Below are 23,870 nucleotides of genomic sequence, written 5' to 3'. Positions count from 1 at the left end.
TCATTATCATTTGGGAAGCGAAAAGGAAACCCCTCTCCATCGAGAGGGGTTTTGTCGTTCTTATTCTTACTTGTAAACTACGATGCTGGATGTTGCTGCTTCCCAACCGATTTTGTACTTCAATGTATCGGTTACTGTGCGAATCGGAATCATTGGAACACCATTTTTCACTTGAACAGCTACTGGAAGCTTCACGTTCACGTTGTTCACTTTGGCAATGTTGGAACCAACTGTGAACTTAATGGAAGTAGTGCCACTTGAAATAGTAGCCACTTTATCGTTGTAAATAGTAGAAAGCGACAATGCCTCTTTAAAGAACTGAGCAGGTACCAGTGTATTACCACTCAATGTGTATGGAGCAGCTTTCAATGGATATGCTTTACCGTTCAATGTAAAGGAAGCAACATTAATTTTCACTCGTGCTGCACCTGCAGGTACCGCAGGAGTTGCTGCGCCGCCAATCGCAAGTGTGCGAGTAAATAGTGCAGGTTTTTCTTCGGAAGTATATACACCGATGGTAAAGTTACTTGCCCAAGTAGGTGTTGCGATAGCTGCCGCTTCACTAACAACTACGTTTACTGGAGTATTCGCAGCGATGTCTTGGGAAGGATAAATTACCAGGTTTTGACCACGGGATACTACATAGCCAGGAATTGATCCGTTTACGGAAATTGCAGCAGCGTTCACTGTTACAGGTACTCGGAATCCTGCTGGCAATGCCAACTCCAAGAAGTCACGATTTTTCACCAACGGCATTCCCAACGATTTGATACCTACGGAAATTCCTGTCGGTGTGTTCAACGTAGATTTTGTCAACGCAATCGTTGCCAACGAGTTATTTGCTGGTGTCGTTGGAGTTGTAGGCGTCGTAGGTGTGGTTGGTGTTGTTGGTGTAGTCGGCGTTGTTACACTGCCTCCGGAAATAGTGAAGCTTTTGGATGTAAATGATTTTCCAGCCGCTTTTGCCTTAATTGTATACGTGCCCGCAGCAGGGTTCTTCATATAAGCATTGTAGCTGAAAGAAATTTTTGCTGTGTAGCTTGATGTGAAATCGCTAGGCGTTGTAATCGTGAGTGTACGTCCAGTTGGGTACGCACCGTTTTTCATTGGCTTTCCGTTAATCGTAACAGAGCCTTTGTCAAGGTATCCTTCCAGCATTCCTTCTGAAGGGAACTCAAGTACAATATCTGTATTGTACGTCAGCTTGTTTTTGCCGAAGTCGAGTTCAAACGAATACGAACTTCTTTCGCCACCTGTAGAGTTGGAGAGAGAGACATCAAAGCTAGAACCAGTTGAACTACTGCCTGAAGAACTAGAAGAACCGCTTCCAGTAATTTCGAATTCTTCGGAAGTGTAAGTATCTCCATCATATTCTACTTCGATGGTATAATCATCATCTTCGTCCGGGTTCTCAATTCCTGCGTCTTCAGAGAATTCAATCTCCAATTCATCCCACTCGTAATCGTCATCATCCATATCATCTTCGAAATCATCTGGCAATGTGATAATTACTTCATCGCCATCAATCTCGATATCGTCTGGCTCGACGCCATTCACTTCTACATCGCCTGTGCTTATGCTGCTAGGAAGCATGTCTGAATCCGGGAAGGTAACCGTAATATCTTCTCCATCAGCCAAATCGGAATCAAGAGATATTGGGCCTAAGCTGTAGCTTGATTCCTGTCCTTCTTCGTCATCGCCGAGATCGACAGAGAACTCATCGTCGTTATCATCGTCATCGTCATCGTCGTCTTCATCTTCGATGGTAATTTCATAATCATCAGATTCATCGGTAGTTGTCTCAACATAGACAGTGTAATCCCCTTCATCTTCCGGGTTGGTAATCCCGTCATCGATCACAATGTCAATATCATCATCTTCGCTGAAATCTTCTTCCGTTGTGATGGAGATTTTGCTTCCACTTACTGAAACTTTTGATGAAGTAACGGTATCGCCATTGATCTCGATATTTTTCTTGATCGTAGTAGAATCAAGTTCGTACTCACTATCGAACTCAATGATGATTTTTTCGCCTTCATCCAAGTCTTCATCAAGTGTCATTTCGACCGTATATCCAGTTTCTTCTCCAGCTTCTTCACTATCTGCTTCTACAATAAAATCACTAAACGCTTGCGCTTTAGGTGGCATTACGAACGGACTTGCAACCATAGTAGTCGCAACGACAACCTGGAGTCCTTTTTTGATCTTTTTCATATTATCCTCCTATAATCTACCAAAATGGTTTGATTCTAGATTTGATAGACGTAAACAAGTTTACCATAAATCACTATAATAGGGAATGATCCGACAGAATTTTATCTATCTTTATCACATTTTGGCGATTTGTCCCAACGGACTCTCACTGTTTTAAAGACGAAATGAACATCTAAAAAGTTACATGCTTTTTCAAAAAAAAAATGAAAAAAAGTAAAACCAGGGATGTGCCCTGGTTTTTAGCCCTGCTATACACTAATACAGCTTGGTATCTGCGCTGATGTTCTCCAGTTTTTGCTTCACACTTTGCAGGAATCGACCACAAATCAATCCATCCAGGACGCGATGGTCAAGTGATAAACACAGGTTAACCATGGAGCGGATGGCAATCATATCATCCACGACAACTGGACGTTTTACGATGGATTCTACGCTGAGAATCGCCGCTTGCGGTGCATTGATTATCGGAGTAGACAGGACAGAACCAAATGATCCTGTATTATTCACAGTAAATGTCCCGCCTGTCATGTCTGCCATTGTCAATTTGCCTGCTCTTGTACGGTTAGCCAGGTCCTCAATCGATTTGGCGATGCCATAGATAGACTTCTGATCAGCATCCTTGATAACCGGTACATAAAGCGCATCTTCGGTAGCAACAGCGATGGAAATGTTGATGTCTTTCTTGACAATAATTTTATCGCCAGCCCAAGTTGAGTTAAGCATCGGGAATTCCTTGATCGATTCAACCACCGCTTTGATAAAGAACGGCAGGAACGTCAAATTGATTCCCTCTTTTTGCTTGAACTCATCCTTCACCTTGTTGCGGAATTTGACCAAATTCGTAACATCCACTTCAACCATTGTCCAAGCATGTGGTGCATCGTGTTTGCTTTGTACCATGCGGGATGCAATTGTTTTACGAATAGGTGTTACTGGAATCACCTGATCGCCTGCAGCTACTGGAATGTCATAGGCTACTTCTTTTGCAGGTGCAGCTACCTGCTCTTGTGTAGCAGCAGGTGTTGATACTACAGGAGATGGCGTGATTGGCGCTGTCTCAGCAGCAGTAGATACAGCAGGCGCTACTGGCGTCGCAGCAGGTGTTAAGTGTCCTCCACGCTCAATAAATGTCTGCACATCTTTACGTGTTACACGTCCCTCAGCTCCTGTACCCTGGATGCGAGAGAGATCGATATTATTTTCTTGAGCGAGTCGCATGACTGCTGGTGAGTAGCGCTGTTTACCCGCTTCTGCATTTACCTGATTTTGTACTGGCACAGACACAGTTGAAGCCGTGTTCGGAGTGAAAGCAGTTGGTGGAGCTGTTTGCACAGACTCCTGAACAGGTACACTAACAGCAGGAGCTTCTGCGGCTGCACTTCCCGCCTCTTCAATAAATAAAATCAAGGTACCGACCGCGACTGTTTCTCCTTCTGGGACGACAATCTCCGTTACACGTCCTGAGACGGTAGAAGGAACTTCAGCATTAACTTTATCCGTTGTAACTTCGGCAAGCGGGTCGTATTTGTTCACAGTATCTCCCACTTTTACGATCCATTTGGAGATCGTGCCTTCCGTAACACTTTCCCCTAACTGGGGCATGAGTACTTTAGTTGCCATGTTTGTCCTCCTTACCGATTAGAAGTGCGCCAGTTCACGCATTGCTTCGAGTACTTTGTCAGGATTTAACATAAAGAACTTCTCCATTGGCGGACTGTACGGCATCGCCGGCACATCTGGTCCGCACAGACGGCGAATGGGAGCATCCAGGTCGAACAGGCAGTTCTCAGCGATAATCGCAGCCACTTCGCCGCCGATTCCACCTTCTTTATTATCTTCATGAATGATGAGAACTTTACCTGTTTTGGAAGCCGCTTCAATAATGGATTCTTTATCAAGCGGATACAGCGTGCGAAGGTCGAGCACGTGGGCGCTGATGCCTTCCTGTGCCAATTTCTCTGCTGCTTGCAAGGCAAAGTGCAAAGTCAGTCCATAAGAGATAACCGTAATGTCTGTACCTTCCCGTTTCACATCTGCCTTACCGATCGGAAGGACGTAATCTGTTTCTGGAACTTCGCCTTTAATTAAGCGGTAACAACGTTTGTGCTCGAAAAATAATACAGGATCGTTGTCTCGAATGGCCGCTTTCAGCAATCCCTTCGCATCATACGGCGTGGAAGGAACAACGATTTTCAATCCAGGCGTGCTGTTAAACATCGCTTCTACCGACTGAGAGTGGTAAAGCGCACCGTGAACCCCTCCGCCAAATGGTGCACGAATCGTAATCGGGCAATTCCAATCGCTTGCTGAACGATAACGCATTTTTGCTGCTTCACTAACGATTTGGTTCACTGCTGGCATGATAAAATCAGCAAATTGCATCTCAGCAATCGGGCGCATGCCATACGCGGCGGCACCTATCGCTACCCCTGCAATGGCAGACTCTGCCAAAGGAGCGTCTATTACACGATCTTCTCCAAACTCTTCGATTAATCCATTCGTAGCACGGAATACGCCACCACGTACCCCGACGTCTTCGCCCAATACGAATACGTTAGGATCACGACGCATTTCCTCACGCATCGCCATGGTAATCGCATCAATATATGAAATGACTGCCATCTTGTCTGTACCCCCTTACGATTCGTAGACGTGCGTCAAAGTAGATTCAGGCGCTGGATACGGCGCATTTTCGGCATATTCTGTCGCTTCATCTACTTCTTTTTGCACACGAGTCAGATATTCTTGTTCTTTCGCCTCATCGAGTAAGCCCACTTCTTTCAGATACGCAGCAAATCGAATGATTGGGTCTTTTTTCTTTGCTTCTTCTACTTCTTCACGAGTACGGTATACCCGATCATCATCGTCACTGGAATGTGGCACCAGACGGTATGTGACAGCTTCGATGAGCGTTGGGCCTTCACCACGACGTCCACGGTCTGCTGCTTCTTTCACGACCCGATACACTTCAATCGGATCATTTCCATCGATACTTACACCTGGGAATCCATAACCGATTGCACGATCTGCTACGCTTTCGCAAGCAAGTTGTTTGGCTAGCGGTACAGAGATCGCATATTTGTTGTTCTCGCAGAAGAAAATAACTGGCAGCTTATGGACACCTGCAAAGTTTGCTCCTTCGTGGAAATCCCCTTGGTTACTGGAACCCTCACCGAACGAGGTGTATACTACGTGGTTTTTGCCTTGCATTTTACCAGCTAAGGCAATCCCAACGGCATGAGGAACCTGGGTAGTTACCGGACTGGAGCCAGTCAGGATATTCCACTTCTTGCCTCCGAAGTGACCAGGCATTTGACGCCCGCCACTGTTTGGGTCTTCAGCTTTGGCGAAAGCTGAAAGCATACAATCACGAGCCGATTGGCCCAAAACGAGCACTACGCCTAAATCTCGATAGTATGGGCAAGCGTAGTCTTTTCCTAATTCCAATGCGAATGCAGCACCAACTTGTGCCGCTTCTTGACCTTGGCAAGAGATAACGAATGGAACTTTACCTGCACGGTTGAGTAACCATTGACGCTCATCTACTTTACGAGCGAGTAACATGTAGTAATACATATCCAGTACTTGAGCATCCGAAAGACCGACCGCTTGATGACGGTTTTGGGTCGAGTTGGTCATAACTGTATGCCTCCTTTTTTATCATCGTAAGGTGTGACAAAAATCCTGCAGCTTTATATCAAACACCCCAATGCCCACATGGCCGAGCATTGGGGAGGAACTACAGCAAGTTTCTTATGAATGAATAGCCAGACCATCTACTGCTAAAGCAGCTTCCTGAATGGCTTCTGACAATGTCGGGTGCGGGTGGATGGTGTGTCCAATTTCCCATGGAGTCGCATCTAGCACACGAGCGAGTCCCGCTTCAGAAATCATATCCGTAACATGTGGTCCAATCATGTGTACGCCCAATAAGTCATTTGTCTTTTTATCTACAACGAGTTTTACAAAGCCATCATTTTCGCCGTGAACCAAAGCTTTGCCAAGTGGTTTGAAACTGAATTTCCCTACTTTTACATCATAGCCCTGATCTTTCGCTTCTTGTTCGGTTAAACCAACATTGGCAACTTCCGGTCGGCTATACGTACACTTCGGAACTTTGGTGTAGTCGATTGGATGTGTCTCGACACCAGCGAGGTGCTCAACTGCCACGATTCCTTCATGTGAAGCAACGTGAGCCAGTTGCAATCCTCCAATCACATCACCGATTGCATAGATATGTGATTCGGCTGTTTGGAAGTACTCATTGACAGCAATGACGCCACGCTCAACCTTGATTTCAGTCGCTTCTAGACCAAGTCCCTCCACATTGGCTTGACGTCCAACTGATACGAGCAGCTTTTCAGCGGTAAAGCTTTCGACGGTCCCATTTACTTCTGCTTGCACGATCACCTGACCATTTTCTTTGACCACCGTTTCAGGCAGCACTTTTGCGCTGGTAACAATCTTGATTTTGCGTTTTTTGAGCAAGCGGGTCATTTCTTTGCTTACTTCTTCATCTTCCAAAGGCAAGATGCGGTTGGCATACTCGACGACAGTCACTTGTACACCGAAATCATTTAACATCGATGCCCACTCGATACCGATTACTCCACCACCGACAATTGTGATCGAAGCAGGCAATTCTTTCATTTCAAGCGCTTCGTCGCTGGTAATGACATATTGTCCGTCGACTTCCAATCCTGGCAAAGTTCTAGGACGAGAGCCTGTTGCAATGATCAGGAAGCGTGGAACGATAATCTCTTGCTCCCCATCTGGCGTCTCAATTCGTACTGCTCCTGCCTGTGGAGAAAAAATCGATGGTCCCATCACTCGCCCAATACCTTCGAAGACTTTAATCTTCCCTTTGTTCATCAAGTATTGAATTCCTTTATGTAACTGATCGATAATTCCCTGTTTTCTCGCCTGAACCTTGGTGAAATCAAAACCTACGTTTTCAGCCAAAATACCGTACTTGTCGCCTTCTTTCACAGTTGCAAGCACTTCTGCACTTCGCAACAATGCTTTGGAAGGAATGCAGCCACGATGGAGGCAAGTTCCTCCGAGCTTATCTTTTTCTACGAGAGCAACAGACAACCCCAATTGTGCAGCCCGAATCGCTGCAACGTAGCCTCCTGTTCCCCCACCCAGTATGACGACATCAAATTCTTGAGACATAAGCGAAAGTCTCCTTTTCTATTTAGTGTAGAGCTACCTATTAAAGAACGGCATATGATTAATGTAAATTATTGGCTTGTTTAAGGCAACGACGGAAATTAACCTTTTACAGTTAATTCCCGTCGTTTATCTTTTCTATACCTTCTATTAGATCGTTCTCTACGAATTTTAGACTTAGCGACTCAACACAGACTTGGCATCTTGCAAGAACGTGCCACGGGATTTTGCAACTCTGGCAATGCGTTCTTCTGCCATACGATCTGCTGCCTTGTAGGTAGGAATTCCGTCGCGTTCAGCAATTTCGAACACACGAAGGATGTTGTCATAAATGGTTTCAACTTTTTTCAACGCACGCTCACGGTTGTAGCCTTGCAACTCATCTGCTACGTTAATCAATCCACCTGCATTGATCACGTAGTCAGGGGCGTAGATCAAGCCCATCTCGTTGATGATGTCACCATGGCGCTCTTCTTTCAACTGATTGTTTGCAGCACCAGCAATGACTTTTGCTTTGATGAGAGGAATGGTATCGTCGTTGATGATTGCACCAAGTGCACACGGAGAGAAGATGTCGCAATCTACTCCGAAGATATCGTTAACGCCAACGGCTTTCGCACCAAAATCATTGACAGCACGAGCCACATTCTCTTCATTAATATCAGTAACGATCAAATCTGCGCCTTCTTCATGAAGATGTTTGCAGAGATTGTAAGAAACGTTGCCAACACCTTGTACAGCAACTACTTTGCCAGAAAGATTATCACTGCCATATGCTGCTTTTGCTGCAGCTTTCATACCACGGTATACACCATATGCCGTTACAGGAGATGGGTTTCCGCTGGAACCGAATGCAGGAGATACACCTGTTACATAATCTGTTTCTTGATGGATCAAATCCATATCAGCTACTGTTGTGCCTACGTCTTCAGCAGTGATATAACGTCCATTCAACCCTTGGATATAACGTCCAAACGCACGGAAAAGTTCTTCACTCTTGTCTTTTTTCGGATCTCCGATGATTACGGTTTTACCTCCACCCAGGTTAAGACCTGCAGCAGCTGCTTTATATGTCATTCCTCGTGCCAAACGGAGTGCATCGACGATTGCATCTTCTTCTGAATTATATGTCCACATGCGTGTTCCGCCAAGTGCAGGACCAAGTGTAGTATCGTGAATAGCGATGATTGCTTTCAGGCCAGAGGTTTCATCTTGGCAAAAAACCAATTGCTCATAATCGTAGCGTTGCAAGTAGTCAAAGATCTTCATGAAAAAAGCCTCCTGTAATGATAATTTCAAATCCGTGATTAGAATTAAGATCGATTACTTCCTATATAGTTTACTGGAAAAACAACACCTATGTAATATGCAAGAGGCGTGCCAAACCCAAAATAATATGAAAGCGCTTTATTTTTTGTGAACAATGCGACACATTCTTGGTTTTTTCTACCTTCGTTCGCGCAATTTTTTGCATTGATACGCAAAAGCTTGCACGCAATATTTTGCATACAAGCTCCTTTCCACCAATCAGGCCTGATCAATTCCTAGTTTTTCCATTTTATAATATAAATTACGAAGAGAGATTCCCAGACATTTGGATGCCTCTGTGCGGTTTCCCTGGCACTGCTCCAGTACACGGTTGATATGATTGCGTTCTGCATCATCGAGCACATCCTTTAACGGCCTGTCGTCTTTGTTATGACTGACCTGCTGTGTGGATGGATGTGCTATAGAAGACTTGTGTTCAAGTGTTGGCAAATGCGAAACAAGAATGACGGTTTCGTGAATCTTCATGTGAATTAATGCCCGACCCAACACGTTTTCCAATTCCCGTACATTCCCAGGCCAATGATAACTTAACAACTCCGCCATCGCTTCACCTGAAATGTCCGTAACATTGCGGCCGTACTCCAGATTGTACTTGCGCAATAAATGAAGTGAGAGTGGCTTGATGTCCTCTTGGCGCTGGCGAAGAGGTGGGATGTGGATCGGTACTACATTCAGACGGTAGTACAAATCTTCACGGAATCGACCGGATTGAATGGCTGACTCGAGGTTGACGTGCGTCGCTGCAATCACCCTGACATCAATCGGTATTGCCTTGGTGGCACCTACCCGTACAATTTCCCGTTCTTGCAGTACCCGCAACAGCTTTGCTTGCATGCCTATCGATAACTCACCAATTTCGTCAAGGAAAATTGTTCCGCCGCTGGCTTCCTCAAACAATCCCCGTTTGCCGCCTCGCTTTGCACCCGTAAACGCACCTTCCTCATAACCAAACAGTTCGCTCTCTAAAAGAGTCTCGGAAATGGCCGCACAATTCACTCGGATAAACTGATTGTAACGACGCTTGCTTGCATTATGTATGGCATGGGCAAACAGTTCTTTCCCTGTTCCTGACTCGCCACGCAAAAGAACGGTTGCCGGTGTCCGAGCAGCTTTCTGCGCTTGCTCAATCGCCAATTTCATCGGTTCACTTTCACCGATAATTTCTTCAAATGTATATTTTGCTTCCAGTTTGCGAATGATTCGGCGGGCTTTCTCTAACTCTTCAGTCAGTGTTTTAAATTCTGAAATGTCATGAATGACCCCGACACTTCCCTTTAGTTCGCCGTCAACCATGACTGGAGCAACGTTTACGATGACATCCCTGCTTTGCAAACCCAATTTCATCGGTACACCACGGACTGGCTTTTTGGTGCGAAGAACCTGCATATGCATGCTCTCCCCTTCTGATATATCGACCGTTGCCGGTTTTCCAATGACATCTTCTTGGGTCAATCCCGTCAAGCGAGTGTATGCCGGGTTAATCAATAGCCCATTTCCTACTGCATCCACCACCGAAATGGCTTCGTCGGATGATTGGATAATTGCTTGCAGCATACTTTTCAACTCTTTGAGATCCGTAACTTCTTCTGCCAAAGCCATGACTTCGGTAATATCCCGAAAAATTGCCACAGCACCTATGACTTGTCCCGCTTCATCAATGACAGGCACTCGGTTTGTGATGATCCGTGTTTTATTTGACAGCTCCTGCTCCTGATTCAATTCAGGTAAACCATTTTCCAAAACAATATGTAACCTGGTATTCGGGATCGTGTCTTCTGCTTTACTTCCTAGTACAGCATTCGCATCGATACCCATCAATCGCTCGGCTGCCCGGTTAAAAATGGTGACATTGCCTACTGCATTTACGGCGATGATCGCATCATGTGTCGAGTTGAGCATAATTTCATGTTCCCGTTGACTATACGTCAACTTGCCGATCAACTCTTCTCTTTCATCAATTAATCTCATCACAAGACTGGTGAACGTACCTGGAATCAGCACGGTATGTTTGGGCTTCTTGCGCAAGATTTCGTTATACGCTTCTTCATCTCCGGTAGCTTCCAAAATCACATTTACGTCTCTATTCAAATAAGGAAGATAGTCCGTCCCTGTTTCGATTCCATATGATTGTGCCAACGCTATACCGGGAGCATTTGCATTTCGATCCACAACAGCAACAATGCGGATTTGCTCCATCTTCCCCATCATCTGTAAGAGTGCGCTACCACCCCTACCTGCTCCGACTATTAATACCTGAAGCATAAGCACCCCCTGCTTTCCCAAACAACACCTTTATTCCACGCTTGGTCTGTCCACTATATTGTAACTTATTTACTAGAAAAACGTCTCGGGCTTTTTCATTTCGAGGAAAATGCCGCTGCAGGTCAATGGACAAGTAATTAATGATGCTTTATGATGGACGAAGAATTCGTCACAAGGAAGTGGATCAGATGCTAGGCCAGAAATTAGTTGCCCTCTTGATTATGGTTATTCCTGCCGTCATTGCTGGGTTTGGAATTAAAATCATGCGTGATGTACTGTATCTTTACTTTGATCCCGCAATCAATATGTTCCTTTGGGGACGTTTCGTTCTCGGATTTTTCCTTTTTGCCTTGCCAGTTGCTTTTATCGCTGGCTTTGTTCTTCATCATGACCGTAAACGGAACCGTGTACAACCACGTTTTATGTTGCAAGAAGAGGAAGATGACGAATAATCGTCCTATACATTTCGCCCGAATTGATCAACCCATCGCAACCACGATTTGGATTGGATGACCTGCGAGAGGGATATTCGCTCTGCCAACAAATGCAAAATGATGAGAAGGAACAGCACGGTGATTTTGGCAGGGAGGGAAAGCGTTAGTATCATCTCAAAACCGATCATGTAGCCCAAAAAATTGGAACCTGTATCCCCTAACATGATCTCACCTCTCGCATCCCGAAAGAAAAACCAGAGAGTCGCACTCAACAGGGGCAAAAACCAAATCCAGGCGACATACCAATCGCCAAAGGGAGAAAAGAAAAAGATGGGCATTGCGATCAGCCAAAAAACCTTTATCGCACGGGCAGGACGCAAATCAAACAGATTGATCAGGTTGGTACATAAACCCAGCAACAGTATATTGATGATCCCTTCTACCACACTGTAAGAAATAGGGATACAAACGATCACCGCTGTACCTAATCCGCCAAAAGCTTTGAGCATCCCGCTGGTCATTCTTTTTTCCCTGATCAAAATCCGCAAATGCCCCTGGAAGCCTTTACTCGTCGTATCGTAGGCACCATCATCCTGCCATCCCAAACAGACGATGGCAATCGAGCCAGCAAGAAACATCATCATCAAACGAAGTGAGCCAACAAAAAGTTCGAAATAGACCATGAATATGGTTACGATTACCCATGTAATCATTAGACTAAGGAAAAGCAAGAGACCGCCTGCTGTAGGTATGCGTTGTCCCTGGTAGTTTTTCCTTGTCATCCCCGCTTTCTTTAACAACTCCACCCCTGGTTGATAGATGAGCATAAACACTCCCCAAGGAAGCACGATTGACAGGATAAGTAAATAGTACAATTTTTCCATGTTCATCATTTTCCACGAGTGCCTTCCCGAAATTTTTTCCCTAACGCTCGTCCAATGGCCACAAATTCTTTTCCTCGATGCCAATACCCTCGAAAATCGTTTCCTGTGAATCGATGCGTAAAATTGACTGGTACCTCCTGTACACGAAAACCAGCCCGGAGAATATCAACAGTCATACCTACTTCCACCCCAAACCCCCAATCCAGGCTCTTGATGGAGTCAAGTGCCTCTCTTCGAATCGCACGTTGACCGGATAGAGGTGATGTTGCCTCATATCCAGTAAGCATGCGAATTCCCGTTCTCGCCAGTCCTTTCGCAAGACCCATCCCTGTTTTTCGAGGTGGCTTGGGGAGCTGGGCAACACTCATATCACAATGATCTGCCAGAACGGGTTCGATTAGCTGATAGCCAAAACGGGCGCTTTCACATAAATCAGCATCCAGCATGACGATGATATCTCCATCTGCTTGTCTCCAGCCGGTTTGAAGTGCAACCCCTTTTCCCTTGTTCAGTGGCAGACGAACGACCAGGTCAGCATGTTGGCTGGCAACGTCCATGGTATTATCCCTACTCCCATCATCGACAACAATCAATTCATGGTGAGGTATGTATAATCGAATGGCCTGAAGGGTGCGCATAATTCTGTCAGCCTCGTTGTATGCCGGTACGATGATACTCACTTTTTTCATTTTGTCGCCTCTTCTCTTTCAGAAGGGATTGCACACTTTCCAGGAGCTTCCACTGCTTTGCAGGCGAATCAGGCACGTTTTCTACCTGAGTCCATTTCTGGTTGGACGGCAAGTTTTTCACCCATTCGGGCAGTTCATGGCTCACGATTAATAACGGATAATCAGCTAGTGCCTCGGATTGTTTTCCATCAGCAGAATATAACTGGATCACGATACCAGCCGAATTCAGGACATGTTGAATTTTTTTCAGATCCATTGAATCACTTTGCCAGACATAGATTGTCTGTCCTTGTAAATCCTCGGCATACTGAGCAGTCATCAGATGGATGACTTCATGATTATTTTGATCAACTTGCGCAATTAACTGATTGATTTGCTGTTTCATTTCATTGTTGCTTCTCAGCGCTTGGTTGTATTTTCGCTCCATATTGGCAAGAAATTCACGTTCCTTGGCGGTAAACCACGATTGCCCTGCTGTCCCACCCAGCAAGATGCCAATGCCTAAAGCCAAAAAAATAGCAGCGATTGTTATGAAGTGATACCGAATATTGATCATTTTTCCTCACCCTAAAACGAAAGCGTAATCCATTGCTGATACAGCATCTGCACGACATGCCTGGTGACCGGATTCACCGCTATGATCGCAAGTATTGGCACAAGCGTAGCAATCAGAAACAATGCCCATACATTTGCATTCATGCGGGGCTGATACAATTGACTTACCCCTTTGGCGTCGATTAGTTTTGGTCCAATTTTGGTTCGAACGAGCAATGTACTTGCCATGCCTTTCCGTCCCTTCTCCAGAAAGTCGATCATGTTGGAATGTGTCCCAATCGTTACAATTAATTCCGCTTCTTGTTCAAAGGCGAGCAGCATAGCCACGTCTTCGCTAGTGCCAGGTGCAGGCAACAGTTGATAATCAACTCCGAGGTTCTCTACACGGTGTTGGCCAGGTGCCTCTCCATTGACAAACGCATGCACAACCACCTCGGCTCCCGAGAGCAATGCCTTGTCTGAGATGCTGTCCATGTCTCCAATAATGATATCCGGTTGATATCCCGCATCAAGAAGTGCATCCGCTCCGCCGTCAACTGCTAGTAAAATCGGCTTGCATTCTTTGATATACGCTGAAAGCATCCGTAAATCTTCACGATAGTGCTTCCCTCTCACGACGACAACGACATGCCGATTCGCCAGTGTTGCACGTAATTGCAGGGAAGGAATTGGCTTCATAAACAGATTCTTTTCCCACTTTGCAAATTGCAACGTGTTATCGATAAATTGAGACAGCGTTCGATCAAGCTTTCGGTTTGCTTCCTCGGTTTTGGACCAGATATGATCCATGGTCACAGGCACCAAGCATGCAATCGGTTCCCATTCAGAGTTACTGCGTACAAAGAATGTTTTATCATGAATTTTTGTTGCGATACCATCAGACATCTGGATTGCTGTCAGTTTTTCCATGGAGTCGTGTATTTCGAATAAAGGAACGCCCGCTTCAAGCAGTTTCTTTGCACCGATGGACGGATAAGTACCTGTCATAAATGAACACGTATTAATCACAGCCAAAGCTTTGGCTTCGATTAAAGCATCTGCCGCCACCTCATCCACGTCTTCGTGGGCGATAACTGCAATTTGGTTTGGCTGTATTCTCATGCACAGTTGCTTCGTTTTCGTATCGACTACAATGGTGGCTTCGCTCATGAAGCTTGCTCGTTTATTTCGGAGCAATCAACCCACCTCCACCTGTAGTATGGGAATAAATGGGGATTTCCATGCACTCTCTACCCCGGAGGGTCTACAAAAAAGAAAGAGGCTGTACCGAAGTACAACCTCTTCCTACTCTTTAAAAGCTATGTACAAAGATTTACGCTTTTGTTGCGAAATAAATAATCAGACCGTCCGCGAGTACGAAAATTGCGAGAGAAAACAAGCCAAACAGAATCGCAAACGTATTTTTCGCCTTCATGGAACGGTAAACACCAGCTGCGATGAAGATCGTCATAATAAACATAAGAACGTCAAACAAGTTCATGATATTACAGCTCCTTTAGTACGATATAAGCAATCTGACATACAATAGCAATTTACATTATATATTTTAACCATTAGTGATTCAAGTCATATCGTATATTATCACACGGTCTGTCACAATTTATTCAATTTTTGTAATCCACTCATACCCGTCAACAACGAGATCAAGCTTTCCAGTACTCGGGTCAATGATCAGTCCGTGAACAGGAATATCCTTAGGCAGAAGCGGATGATTTTTGATCATACCTACGCTATTTTTGACACCGTCGGACACATGATCAAATCCTTGCAGCCAATCGCGCAGGTTGATACCAGCATGTTCCAGTGTTTCAATCGTCTCCCGAGAAACTCCTTGTTTCTCAAATTTGTTTAACAACTTATCCGCATTAATACCCCCCATCCCGCAGTCATAGTGTCCCACCACGCATACTTCTGCAGCTTGCAGTTCATAGATCGCCACCAGAATACTTCGCATGATGCTTCCAAATGGGTGTGATACCAATGCGCCAGCATTTTTGATATGTTTAAAGTCGCCGTTGCGCAAGTTCATTGCTCTCGGCAACAGTTCCACAAGCCTGGTATCCATACAAGAGAGGACGACCAAGTGCTTGTTCGGAAACTTGTTGGTTTGATATTGTTCATATCCCTTATTGACTACAAACTCTTTATTACTTTGCAGGATCTCATGTAGTAGCTGCATGGTAAACGTTCCCCCCGATCCAATTATTCTTGTTTACTTTACCACATTTTTTCGTTCCATGAGAAGCTTAAGCAAATGATTCTTATCTCAATTTTCATAAAAATAAAGTTTCTAGCTATTATTCTTGGTTTACTTGCAAAAAATGCTCCCGAATCATCTCGGGAGCACATTAGCCTGTGTGGTATTATTCGTAATTTTCTCGAACGGAAGTTACTACGTATCCATGCTTTTCGAGATCCGCCTTAATTTGATCTGCACTGTCTGTAGATGTAAATTTCATCAAAATCCGTCTTACTCCATGATGTTCTGAGTCGAAGGATACACAAGAGATTACATTCGTGTCATGCTTGCCAAGAATCGTAACAATCTCCTTCATGACTCCTTTTCCTTCATAGTGAGTGATCACCATCCGTGTACCCTTTACACCGATTCCAAAGACGGACTCCAGAATCAATTCAATATCTTTTCGCTTGATAATCCCGAGGAATTGTTCGCTTTCATCAACAATCGGTACGAACGGATAACGTACAATTACCGGAAGCAAATCTTCATAAAGATGATCAATGGTAAGGCGCGGGATTTGATGATCAACACCTTCTGCGAGCGGCAGATTAACAAATGCTGCAAAGTCTCCGACAAATTTGCCATCCTCGAGTAATTCGAAAATACTGCTTTTGCTTACTGTTCCGTAAAATGAACCATCCTGATCAACCACCGGCAGGCTATTCAGGTTTTTATCCTTCATAATCTGTAGCGCATATGTAATCGTATCATTGGGACGGACAGTTGCTAGATTTTCTACCGTGGTTAAGCATTCCTGAATAAACATATTTTAGTTTCCCCTCTCAAACAGGTAGTATGAAGGTTACACTCTTAGTGTACCATTACCCCATCCACTTCGGCTAGAATAAATTGGAATAAAACACCAGAACTATGCGATTTGTCCGTAACTCGACACAAAAAAATACCCTTGAACGGGATGTCCAAGGGTACTTGAAAACAAGCTTATTTTCCGAGGAAAGAGGAAAGCATCCAAACATGCTTTTCGAGTGTAGTATGGATTGCCAAGAGCATGTCTCCGGTAATCTCGTCGTTTGCTTCTTCAGCAACGCTCATGCCTTCTTTGAGCTCAGAAATCATTTGGTTAAAGTCATTGATAACTTCTTGAACCATTTGTTCTGCATTCTCTTTTCCTGAAGCCTCTTTTACGGAGGAGACAGCCAGATAGTCTTTCATTGTCGCTACAGGTTGTCCACCAACTGACAACAAACGCTCAGCCAGTTCATCAATGTGCAGGGCCGCTTCGTTGTAGAACTCTTCGAATTTCGTATGTAAGGTAAAGAATTGTGGCCCTTTCACATACCAGTGATAGTTGTGGAGTTTCACGAAAAGAACGCTCCAGTTTGCGATTTGTTTGTTAAGTACTTCTGTAATTTGCTTACTCACACTCGTCACCTCGACTGTTATTGCCATATTTTTCTCACTCCTTCATTGTACACCACGTATATGTTTGTTTCAGTAAAATTTCTCACTTGTAATAAGATATCCAAATTCATCAAAGAAAACCCCTTCACATGGGAAGGGGGGTAGACAGCGTTCATGATTAAAAAGCACGTTGGTATTGCTTTGGGGCAACCTCATTTGCCTGCTTCGTCAGCTCCTGGATAGCATGTAAAGCCCAATAAGGGTCTCGAAGCATGCCGCGACCTACCGCAACCAGGTCTGCATCTTCATTCGCAACAGTTGCCTCTGCCACTTTCGGATCGTCCAGATTTCCAACTGCGATCACAGGCACTTGTAACGCCTGCTTGAGTTCTCGTGCAAACGGAACCTGATATCCTGGATGTGTGCCAGGTTTTCTTTTACCCACAGGTCCTTCTCCGCCGCTGGAGATATGGAACAGATCAACACCTGCTTCCTTGTATTTGCGGCAAATCGAAATCATATGCTCCAAATCGTATCCTTCATCCATATACTCAATAGCTGACACTCGCATAATCAGTGGCATGTCATCTGGCATCACGCTCTTAATTGCCTGAATCACTTCTACTCCAAAAAGGGAAAGGTCTCTTCCGTATTGGTCTTCCCGACGATTGATTGCTGGAGAGTGGAACTGGTGGATCAAGTACCCATGTGCTCCGTGAATCTCGATGGTATCCACACCTGCATCAATTGCTCTCTTTGCTGCTTGCTTAAATTTGAGCACCATTTCCTGTACTTCTTCTGTAGAGAGTGCTCTTGGCTTTTTGCTATTCTCATTCACCGGAATATCAGATGAACTGACGGGAACCGCCGCATCTTCTGCTTTTCGCCCCGCATGTGCAATTTGGATGGCAACTTTGGCACCATATTTCTGTACTCCCGAAATAATGCGCTGAAATGCAGGAACTTGTTCGTCAGACCATAATCCCAAATCATAGTCTGAAATCCGGCCATCTGGCTCCACATCGGTCATCTCGATGATAATCAGTCCTGTCCCTCCAACAGCTCTTGATACATAGTGAACGAAGTGCCAATCTGTTGGAATTCCATCCTTTGCATTAACTGAGTATTGACACATCGGTGGCATGACAATCCGATTTTTCAGTTCCAATCCTTTTAACTTGAATGGTGTTGATAAATTCGCCATTTGTGGTTTCTCTCCTTTTTCTTTACCGTTCATGAGCTTATTGTAAAACCAATATTTCATTTTTGGAAGTAGTGGTATTTTTGTCATATAGTTTCCCAAAAGTTAGTTTTGTGATATTGTTGCATTAGATGATTCATTTTTTTGAAAAATAGGTGGTGACGAACATGGAGCAAACAGTTTTGTCCAAAGGTATTCCTGGTGAGACCTGTTCAATAGAAGTAGCTATCGATATTATCGGGAGTAAATGGACATTTTATATCATTCGTGATCTGCTGATTGATGGAACCATGCGATTTGGAGATCTGTTGAAATCGTTAGAGGGAATCAGCCCCAAAACCTTGTCTGTGCGTTTGCGAGAGCTGGAGGAGCAGCACATTATTCAACGGACGGTCTATCCTGAGGTTCCACCTCGTGTAGAGTACTGCTTGACTGAGAAAGGGAAACTGCTCGAACCGATCTTTATCGAGCTGAAAAAATTTGGCATGCTGATCTGCGAAGAAAACAAAAAAAAGAAAGACTAGCCAACCTAGTCTTTCTCATTTTTTATAACTAAATCAATCCTGCGATGATTCCGTGATTTATTCTGATACATTTCCTTGTCTGCGTAAGAAATCAACTCTTTTATACTGTGTCCATTGGTTGGAAAATGAGCAATTCCAATACTTACTGAAAGATTGATCAGATCGTTTTCTAAAGGGATTGGCGCGAGAAAATTTTGCTCAATTTTTTCTGCCACCATTTTCGCTTCCACCACTCCCTGATCATGCAATAGCACGACGAACTCATCGCCGCTTACACGAAATATCGCCTCTTTATCGCCAATGCTTCGAATTAAGCGGTCCGCCACTATTTTTAAAACCAAATCCCCGCTCAAATGACCATACTTATCATTGATGATTTTAAATTTGTCTACATCCAAAAGCAGAATAGAAAACGAGCCTGAGAGTTGACTGGCTTCATAAAATGTATCATGAATTGTTTTTTCGAATAACAAACGGTTCGGAACAGTAGTTAACAAATCATAATGAGCCAGTCTGTGGTTTCGGATAACGAAAATTCTTTGGTTGATCATGCTCCAATAAAAGAAGAACAGTAACAGTGTGGGAATCATGAGATAGCTGATGACCAGATAGTGGACTCTTTTTATACTATCCGTCCAAAGATTTCCATCAAAATCAATTCCAAGGACTGCCTCCACTTTTCCATCTTTATAAATCGGTGAAAAACCTCCAATGGAGGAACCCCATTTATCAGTGGTTGGGTAAAGCTCCATCGTTGTTGCTCCTTCGAAAGCCTGTTCTAACTCCGGGATGTACTCTTCATAGCGCTCGCCAATTGGTGTACTTTTTTCGAGATCCCCATCTATTTTACCGTTGCGGTTATAGTCCGTAGGCGTATCGAGAATAATGTAGTTTTTCCCATCAGAATACTTTCGAATCGTATAAACACATTGGATCAACCCGCTTAAGCTAGCCCAATTTTTCGCTTTTCGCAAAAGAAGTTGGTATGTTGGATCGTTTGGTTTGGTATCCAGTGAAATGTAACTATGACCCGCATCTTCGAATTTTTTACTTAAAGTAGGTAGAAACCCATTAACGACAAATTCAAGCTTGTCTCTCTCCACCTTTTCAAAGTAACTATTTAGAAAAAGACCCGCTACAATGAGCAAAATAGTAAATAAGAAAAAAAGTCCTGGATAATATCTGAAGACTGATGTGGCCTCTTTCAAAGATAAATCAGTCACTCTTTTGCGCAACATCAAATGAATGACAAAAGAACCGATTACTACAAGTACAGAAAAAAGTACATATTCTTCACTGTACATCATGCTGAATTGCTTCCTTTCTGCGAAGAATGACTCTACTTACTTCAAACGTTCGATGCTAACAAGTACCCACTTTTCGTTGGGATAAAACATTTACCATTCATCTGCTGCTGAAAGCTGCAACTCAAAGACCTGAAGAAAAATGTCTAAAAGCTGCTTTGCTGTCTCGTTTCCTCCGCAAAACTCAGGAGAAAGAGCAACCGTAATTACGTCCCATTTTGTAAAGTTTCTCAGATCCTGCAGCGACTTTTGAATTTCATCCTTCGAGGACTTGGACAGGTTGAAGTAATCAAGATCGATATCCAAAATTTTCGTCTGAGCCATTTGGTTGGAAGCAAGCGTAACACCAGAAAGGAACGACTGAATATCTAGGTACCTCTGATGTTGATACGTACAACCTTCCGGCAATCTGGAGAGAATTTCCATGCAGTTCTCGTTACCTTTCAGAAAGGCTTCATCAAATAATACATCAAGGGAAAGCACTTCTTCGTCTTGGTGCGAGACGAAAATGGTTTCACCAATCGTCCCTCTCGCTACGGAAGCCCAAATAAAGTTGTCGATCTGCATGCAATTGGAGGGAGCCGCTCCACTTTTGACATAGTCATGTCCTTTTGCCACGGCGAGTATCTCTTCTTCTGTGTTTGCCTCATGTAAACCAGTCACGAAAACCCCATCCGGCGTATCATCAAGATGTGCATCTACGTGCACGAGTAACGATTGATTCATTAAATTGCCTTTGACCTTTTCCAACTCCCAGGCTGCAAATGCCCAATTATGTTGCCGCATGAGATAAATTCGCTTTTCTGGATACCGTACTTTCCAATCAAATTGATCTTGCCAATACAAGGTGCCCCTCCCCAAGATACGACTTTCAGAAAGCAATAATCCACTTCGAACATGATCCACCCATAAATAAACCAAATGAACGCATATAAAGCAATGACAATTGTCCAACTAACGAAGGGAGCAACCGCCCTTCTTACCTCTCCAATAAAAGATAAAACCCAATAAATCAAAGGATTTATCGGGTGATAAAGAAAATATTTATTTGCAATAAAAAACTAACTAATCTTCGCCTCAATCCGCAGCTTGTCCGCCACCATCGCAATAAATTCGCTATTGGTTGGCTTCGCTTTGGAATTGGAAATCGTATAGCCGAACAGACTGGAGATGGAATCGAGATTACCCCGGGACCAGGCTACTTCGATTGCGTGGCGAATCGCACGCTCTACACGGCTTGCGGTGGTATTGAATTTTTTCGCAATGTCCGGGTAGAGAACCTTGGTAATAGAACCAAGCAGCTCTACGTCGTTGTATACCATGGTAATGGCTTCTCGAAGATATAGATAACCCTTGATATGGGCAGGCACACCGATTTCATGAATGATATTGGTGATGGCTGCGTCCAGATTGCGTCCTTTTGGAGCAAGGGATGTTGTTTTGACCGATGGTGATGTAAAGGAAGATTTGTTGTTAATGATTTGGCGGATACGCTGAGCGAGGACCTCCATATCAAACGGCTTCAGGATATAATAAGATGCCCCGAGCTCTACTGCCTTTTTCGTAATCTCTTCTTGTCCAAAAGCAGTAAGCATGATGATTTTGGGTTGTGGCTGGATTCGCATAGACTGGATATGTTCAAGTACGGCCAACCCATCAAGATGAGGCATAATAATATCCAAGATCAAGATGTCCGGTACTCGTTCTTCCAGCACCTTCAGGACATCATTTCCGTTATATGCCACTCCTACTACACTCATATCGCTTTGATTGTTGATGTATTCCTCTAGGAGACTGACAAATTCGCGATTATCATCGGCCAATACCACTTCAATCTTATTCAATGTAGTTCCTCCTTACATCTTCTTGTCAGAATAGTTTATGAGTGCTTGTATGTACTGCCTGCTGTAAAAACCTCGCTGTCACAAGAATTTCACAATATTCTATAAAAATATTTTCGACAGGATAGAGGCAGTTCCTGCCAATGACGAAAGATTGAAAGATTTTCCCAATTATTCGACATATTCTTCCGTTCTATTTTATCGTTACGATCTATTATACTGCTTTTGCCCCAAAAACTAAAGGCAGGCTTCCTTTAGTTTTTTTGGGGTAGTTTCAAAAGGAGCAATGCAACTTCTTCCTAGAACACTTTTTTCTATTTTTATCATATCACACCATTTCAATTGTGGAATGAAATGAATATCATTCCTATCAGAAAGAAGCCCAATCCTTTTCTGCCAAGGACTGGGCCAAATCTTCCCTTACTTTACTTTCACAGTAATCGTAACATTTTTTCCACCGTAGATTGCTTTCATTTTCGCCGTTCCTTTTTTATGTGCTGTAATGACACCCGCTTTTACCGAAACAATATCTGATTGATCTGACGACCAGGTCGCAAGTTCTGTTACTGGTATCGAAGTCTTATCAGTTAATAACGCTTGAACTGATATCTGTTTGGATTCACCCTTACCTAAGGAAACTTCCTTATCTGAAGCAATCAGTTTAGAAACTCCGACTTTTGAAACAATAACGTTAAAAGTGGTAGTTTGATTCTTATACGTAACCTTAATTTTTGCAATCCCTTCGTTTTTTCCCGCTTTTATAACGTTTTTCTTTATCGTTACTAGATCAGGTGATAAGTTTTCTATCGTTGTTTCCTTTTCTTTCGTAATATCTTTCTTGCTGCCATCATTCAAAGTAGCATACACTTTCAGCACTTTGGTTTTGTTGATAACAAGATGTAAATTCTGTTCTGGCACTTCGATTCCAACCAATTGACCCTTTTTAACCTTTACAACACATTTTGCTTCTTTATTGCGATCTTCTGTTTTTGCTTTGATAATCGCCGTTCCTTTTGCGAGTGGAGTAACGTTGCCTGTTTGGTCTACAACAGCTACTTTTTCATTACTGCTGCTCCACACAATCTTTTGATTGGTTGCATTCTCTGGAAATACTGTTGCCTTAATTTTGAATGGTGTGCCATATTCTTCGGTATCCACATTTGTTTTATCCAAAACAATTTTCGTTACGGGAGTAGTCTGTGCTTTCACCACAATTCGGCAAATATCTGAAATGTTCCGATCTAATGAGGTTACCGTAATAACTGCTTCTCCTGCCATTAACGGCGTCACTTTACCTTGTTGGTCCACTGAAGCTACAAGCTGATTACTGCTACTCCAGATTACCTGTTGGTTACTGGCATTAGAAGGCTTAATAGTAGCATGTAAGGTAATCGGCTCTCCACCCGCTTGCAATTCTACACGGGTTTTATCCAGAATAACATCGGTTACCGGATAATAAGGTGGTGGTGTCGAGTTAGAAATGGTAATGGATATTGTTGCCAAATTTGACGAAGAATGTCCATCATTAACGCGGAAAGTAAATGAATCATTTCCCGTCTCACCTGCGTTTGGTACGTAAGTAAATGCACCCGTGGTTGAATTTGTAATAGTTGCTGTCCCTTTTGTTCCATTTTGATCAATAGAATACGTTAATGGATCACTATCTGGGTCAGATGCTCTCAGAATGCCTGAAACCGGGGTATTGACAGTAGTTGCAAACGAATCATTCTGGGCAGTAGGTACTTGATTTGATGGAGTTGGCGGTTCGATTGAGACGGCAACTGTTGCCGTATTTGAATATACTTTCCCGTCATAAACTCTAAACGTAAATGAGTCATTCCCTGTTGCTCCATTGTT

22 protein-coding genes are annotated in these 23,870 nt (G+C 43.7%); 2 read left to right on the top strand and 20 right to left on the bottom strand.

Features of this window, described 5'->3' with window-relative positions; all coding sequences use genetic code 11:
* Nucleotides 1-66: 66 nt before the first annotated feature.
* The 7 genes from ACPW7N_RS03165 to ACPW7N_RS03135 all read right to left on the bottom strand — a co-directional run bounded on the left by ACPW7N_RS03165 (nt 67) and on the right by ACPW7N_RS03135 (nt 10,977).
* Nucleotides 67-2,214: a stalk domain-containing protein gene (locus ACPW7N_RS03165; RefSeq protein WP_425649561.1), complete on the bottom strand. Its 2,148-nt coding sequence runs from the start codon at nt 2,212-2,214 to the stop codon at nt 67-69.
* A gap of 255 nt (nt 2,215-2,469) precedes the next feature.
* Nucleotides 2,470-3,834: a dihydrolipoamide acetyltransferase family protein gene (locus ACPW7N_RS03160; protein WP_425649560.1), complete on the bottom strand. Its 1,365-nt coding sequence runs from the start codon at nt 3,832-3,834 to the stop codon at nt 2,470-2,472.
* A gap of 18 nt (nt 3,835-3,852) precedes the next feature.
* Nucleotides 3,853-4,836, bottom strand: a complete 984-nt coding sequence (locus ACPW7N_RS03155; protein ID WP_425649559.1) for an alpha-ketoacid dehydrogenase subunit beta — start codon at nt 4,834-4,836, stop codon at nt 3,853-3,855.
* Between the two features lie 15 nt (nt 4,837-4,851).
* Nucleotides 4,852-5,853 carry a thiamine pyrophosphate-dependent dehydrogenase E1 component subunit alpha gene (locus ACPW7N_RS03150; RefSeq protein WP_425649558.1) on the bottom strand — a complete coding sequence of 334 codons (1,002 nt, stop codon included), beginning with the start codon at nt 5,851-5,853 and terminating at the stop codon, nt 4,852-4,854.
* Nucleotides 5,854-5,967: 114 nt separating this feature from the next.
* A complete protein-coding gene (gene lpdA / locus ACPW7N_RS03145; RefSeq protein ID WP_425649557.1) occupies nt 5,968-7,389 on the bottom strand; it encodes a dihydrolipoyl dehydrogenase in 1,422 nt (473 codons plus the stop codon).
* 174 nt (nt 7,390-7,563) lie between these two features.
* The gene (bcd, locus tag ACPW7N_RS03140; RefSeq protein ID WP_425649556.1) at nt 7,564-8,655 is read right to left on the bottom strand and encodes a branched-chain amino acid dehydrogenase; all 1,092 of its coding nucleotides are present in this window, start codon (nt 8,653-8,655) and stop codon (nt 7,564-7,566) included.
* Nucleotides 8,656-8,913: 258 nt separating this feature from the next.
* A complete protein-coding gene (locus ACPW7N_RS03135; protein WP_425649555.1) occupies nt 8,914-10,977 on the bottom strand; it encodes a sigma 54-interacting transcriptional regulator in 2,064 nt (687 codons plus the stop codon).
* Nucleotides 10,978-11,165: 188 nt separating this feature from the next.
* Here ACPW7N_RS03135 and ACPW7N_RS03130 point away from each other — a divergent pair, with 188 nt between their 5' ends.
* On the top strand, nt 11,166-11,429 hold the full coding sequence (locus tag ACPW7N_RS03130; protein WP_425649715.1) for a DUF2627 domain-containing protein: 264 nt from the start codon (nt 11,166-11,168) through the stop codon (nt 11,427-11,429).
* 5 nt (nt 11,430-11,434) lie between these two features.
* Here ACPW7N_RS03130 and ACPW7N_RS03125 read toward each other — a convergent pair whose 3' ends face one another.
* From ACPW7N_RS03125 to ACPW7N_RS03085, 9 genes are all read right to left on the bottom strand, one after another.
* Nucleotides 11,435-12,295 (bottom strand): hypothetical protein, encoded by an 861-nt coding sequence (locus tag ACPW7N_RS03125; protein WP_425649554.1) that lies wholly within the window; start codon nt 12,293-12,295, stop codon nt 11,435-11,437.
* 5 nt (nt 12,296-12,300) lie between these two features.
* The gene (locus tag ACPW7N_RS03120) at nt 12,301-12,984 is read right to left on the bottom strand and encodes a glycosyltransferase family 2 protein (protein ID WP_425649553.1); all 684 of its coding nucleotides are present in this window, start codon (nt 12,982-12,984) and stop codon (nt 12,301-12,303) included.
* The gene (locus ACPW7N_RS03115) at nt 12,941-13,540 is read right to left on the bottom strand and encodes a copper transporter (RefSeq protein ID WP_425649552.1); all 600 of its coding nucleotides are present in this window, start codon (nt 13,538-13,540) and stop codon (nt 12,941-12,943) included. Before ACPW7N_RS03115 ends, ACPW7N_RS03120 begins: the two co-directional genes overlap by 44 nt.
* 11 nt (nt 13,541-13,551) lie before the next feature.
* Nucleotides 13,552-14,715 carry a putative cytokinetic ring protein SteA gene (gene steA, locus ACPW7N_RS03110; RefSeq protein WP_425649551.1) on the bottom strand — a complete coding sequence of 388 codons (1,164 nt, stop codon included), beginning with the start codon at nt 14,713-14,715 and terminating at the stop codon, nt 13,552-13,554.
* Between the two features lie 136 nt (nt 14,716-14,851).
* Nucleotides 14,852-15,019 (bottom strand): DUF2759 family protein, encoded by a 168-nt coding sequence (locus tag ACPW7N_RS03105; protein WP_425649550.1) that lies wholly within the window; start codon nt 15,017-15,019, stop codon nt 14,852-14,854.
* A 120-nt stretch (nt 15,020-15,139) separates the two neighbouring features.
* Entirely contained in the window at nt 15,140-15,718 is a 579-nt protein-coding gene (locus ACPW7N_RS03100; protein ID WP_425649549.1) for a beta-class carbonic anhydrase, read from the bottom strand.
* A 184-nt stretch (nt 15,719-15,902) separates the two neighbouring features.
* Nucleotides 15,903-16,547 carry a CBS domain-containing protein gene (locus ACPW7N_RS03095; RefSeq protein ID WP_425649548.1) on the bottom strand — a complete coding sequence of 215 codons (645 nt, stop codon included), beginning with the start codon at nt 16,545-16,547 and terminating at the stop codon, nt 15,903-15,905.
* Nucleotides 16,548-16,723: 176 nt separating this feature from the next.
* Nucleotides 16,724-17,191, bottom strand: a complete 468-nt coding sequence (locus ACPW7N_RS03090) for a Dps family protein (RefSeq protein ID WP_425649547.1) — start codon at nt 17,189-17,191, stop codon at nt 16,724-16,726.
* A gap of 130 nt (nt 17,192-17,321) precedes the next feature.
* Nucleotides 17,322-18,347, bottom strand: coding sequence for an NADH:flavin oxidoreductase/NADH oxidase (locus tag ACPW7N_RS03085; protein WP_425649546.1), 1,026 nt, complete (start codon nt 18,345-18,347; stop codon nt 17,322-17,324).
* Nucleotides 18,348-18,511: 164 nt separating this feature from the next.
* Here ACPW7N_RS03085 and ACPW7N_RS03080 point away from each other — a divergent pair, with 164 nt between their 5' ends.
* A complete protein-coding gene (locus tag ACPW7N_RS03080) occupies nt 18,512-18,868 on the top strand; it encodes a winged helix-turn-helix transcriptional regulator (RefSeq protein ID WP_425649545.1) in 357 nt (118 codons plus the stop codon).
* 5 nt (nt 18,869-18,873) lie between these two features.
* Here ACPW7N_RS03080 and ACPW7N_RS03075 read toward each other — a convergent pair whose 3' ends face one another.
* The 4 genes from ACPW7N_RS03075 to ACPW7N_RS03060 form a co-directional block, all read right to left on the bottom strand.
* Nucleotides 18,874-20,175: a GGDEF domain-containing protein gene (locus ACPW7N_RS03075; protein ID WP_425649544.1), complete on the bottom strand. Its 1,302-nt coding sequence runs from the start codon at nt 20,173-20,175 to the stop codon at nt 18,874-18,876.
* A gap of 90 nt (nt 20,176-20,265) precedes the next feature.
* Entirely contained in the window at nt 20,266-21,018 is a 753-nt protein-coding gene (locus ACPW7N_RS03070; RefSeq protein ID WP_425649543.1) for a peptide arginase family protein, read from the bottom strand.
* 215 nt (nt 21,019-21,233) lie between these two features.
* Nucleotides 21,234-22,016: a sporulation transcription factor Spo0A gene (spo0A, locus tag ACPW7N_RS03065; RefSeq protein WP_425649542.1), complete on the bottom strand. Its 783-nt coding sequence runs from the start codon at nt 22,014-22,016 to the stop codon at nt 21,234-21,236.
* 417 nt (nt 22,017-22,433) lie between these two features.
* Nucleotides 22,434-23,870 (bottom strand): Ig-like domain-containing protein (locus ACPW7N_RS03060; RefSeq protein WP_425649541.1); only part of this gene is annotated, 1,437 nt, incomplete at its 5' end.

The sequence above is a fragment of the Brevibacillus nigriterrae genome (genome assembly GCF_049846925.1).
In the GTDB taxonomy this organism is placed as follows: Bacteria; Bacillota; Bacilli; order Brevibacillales; family Brevibacillaceae; genus Brevibacillus_H.
Note: the sequence above shows the minus strand (reverse complement) of the source record. Positions and strands in the feature narration are given on the sequence as shown.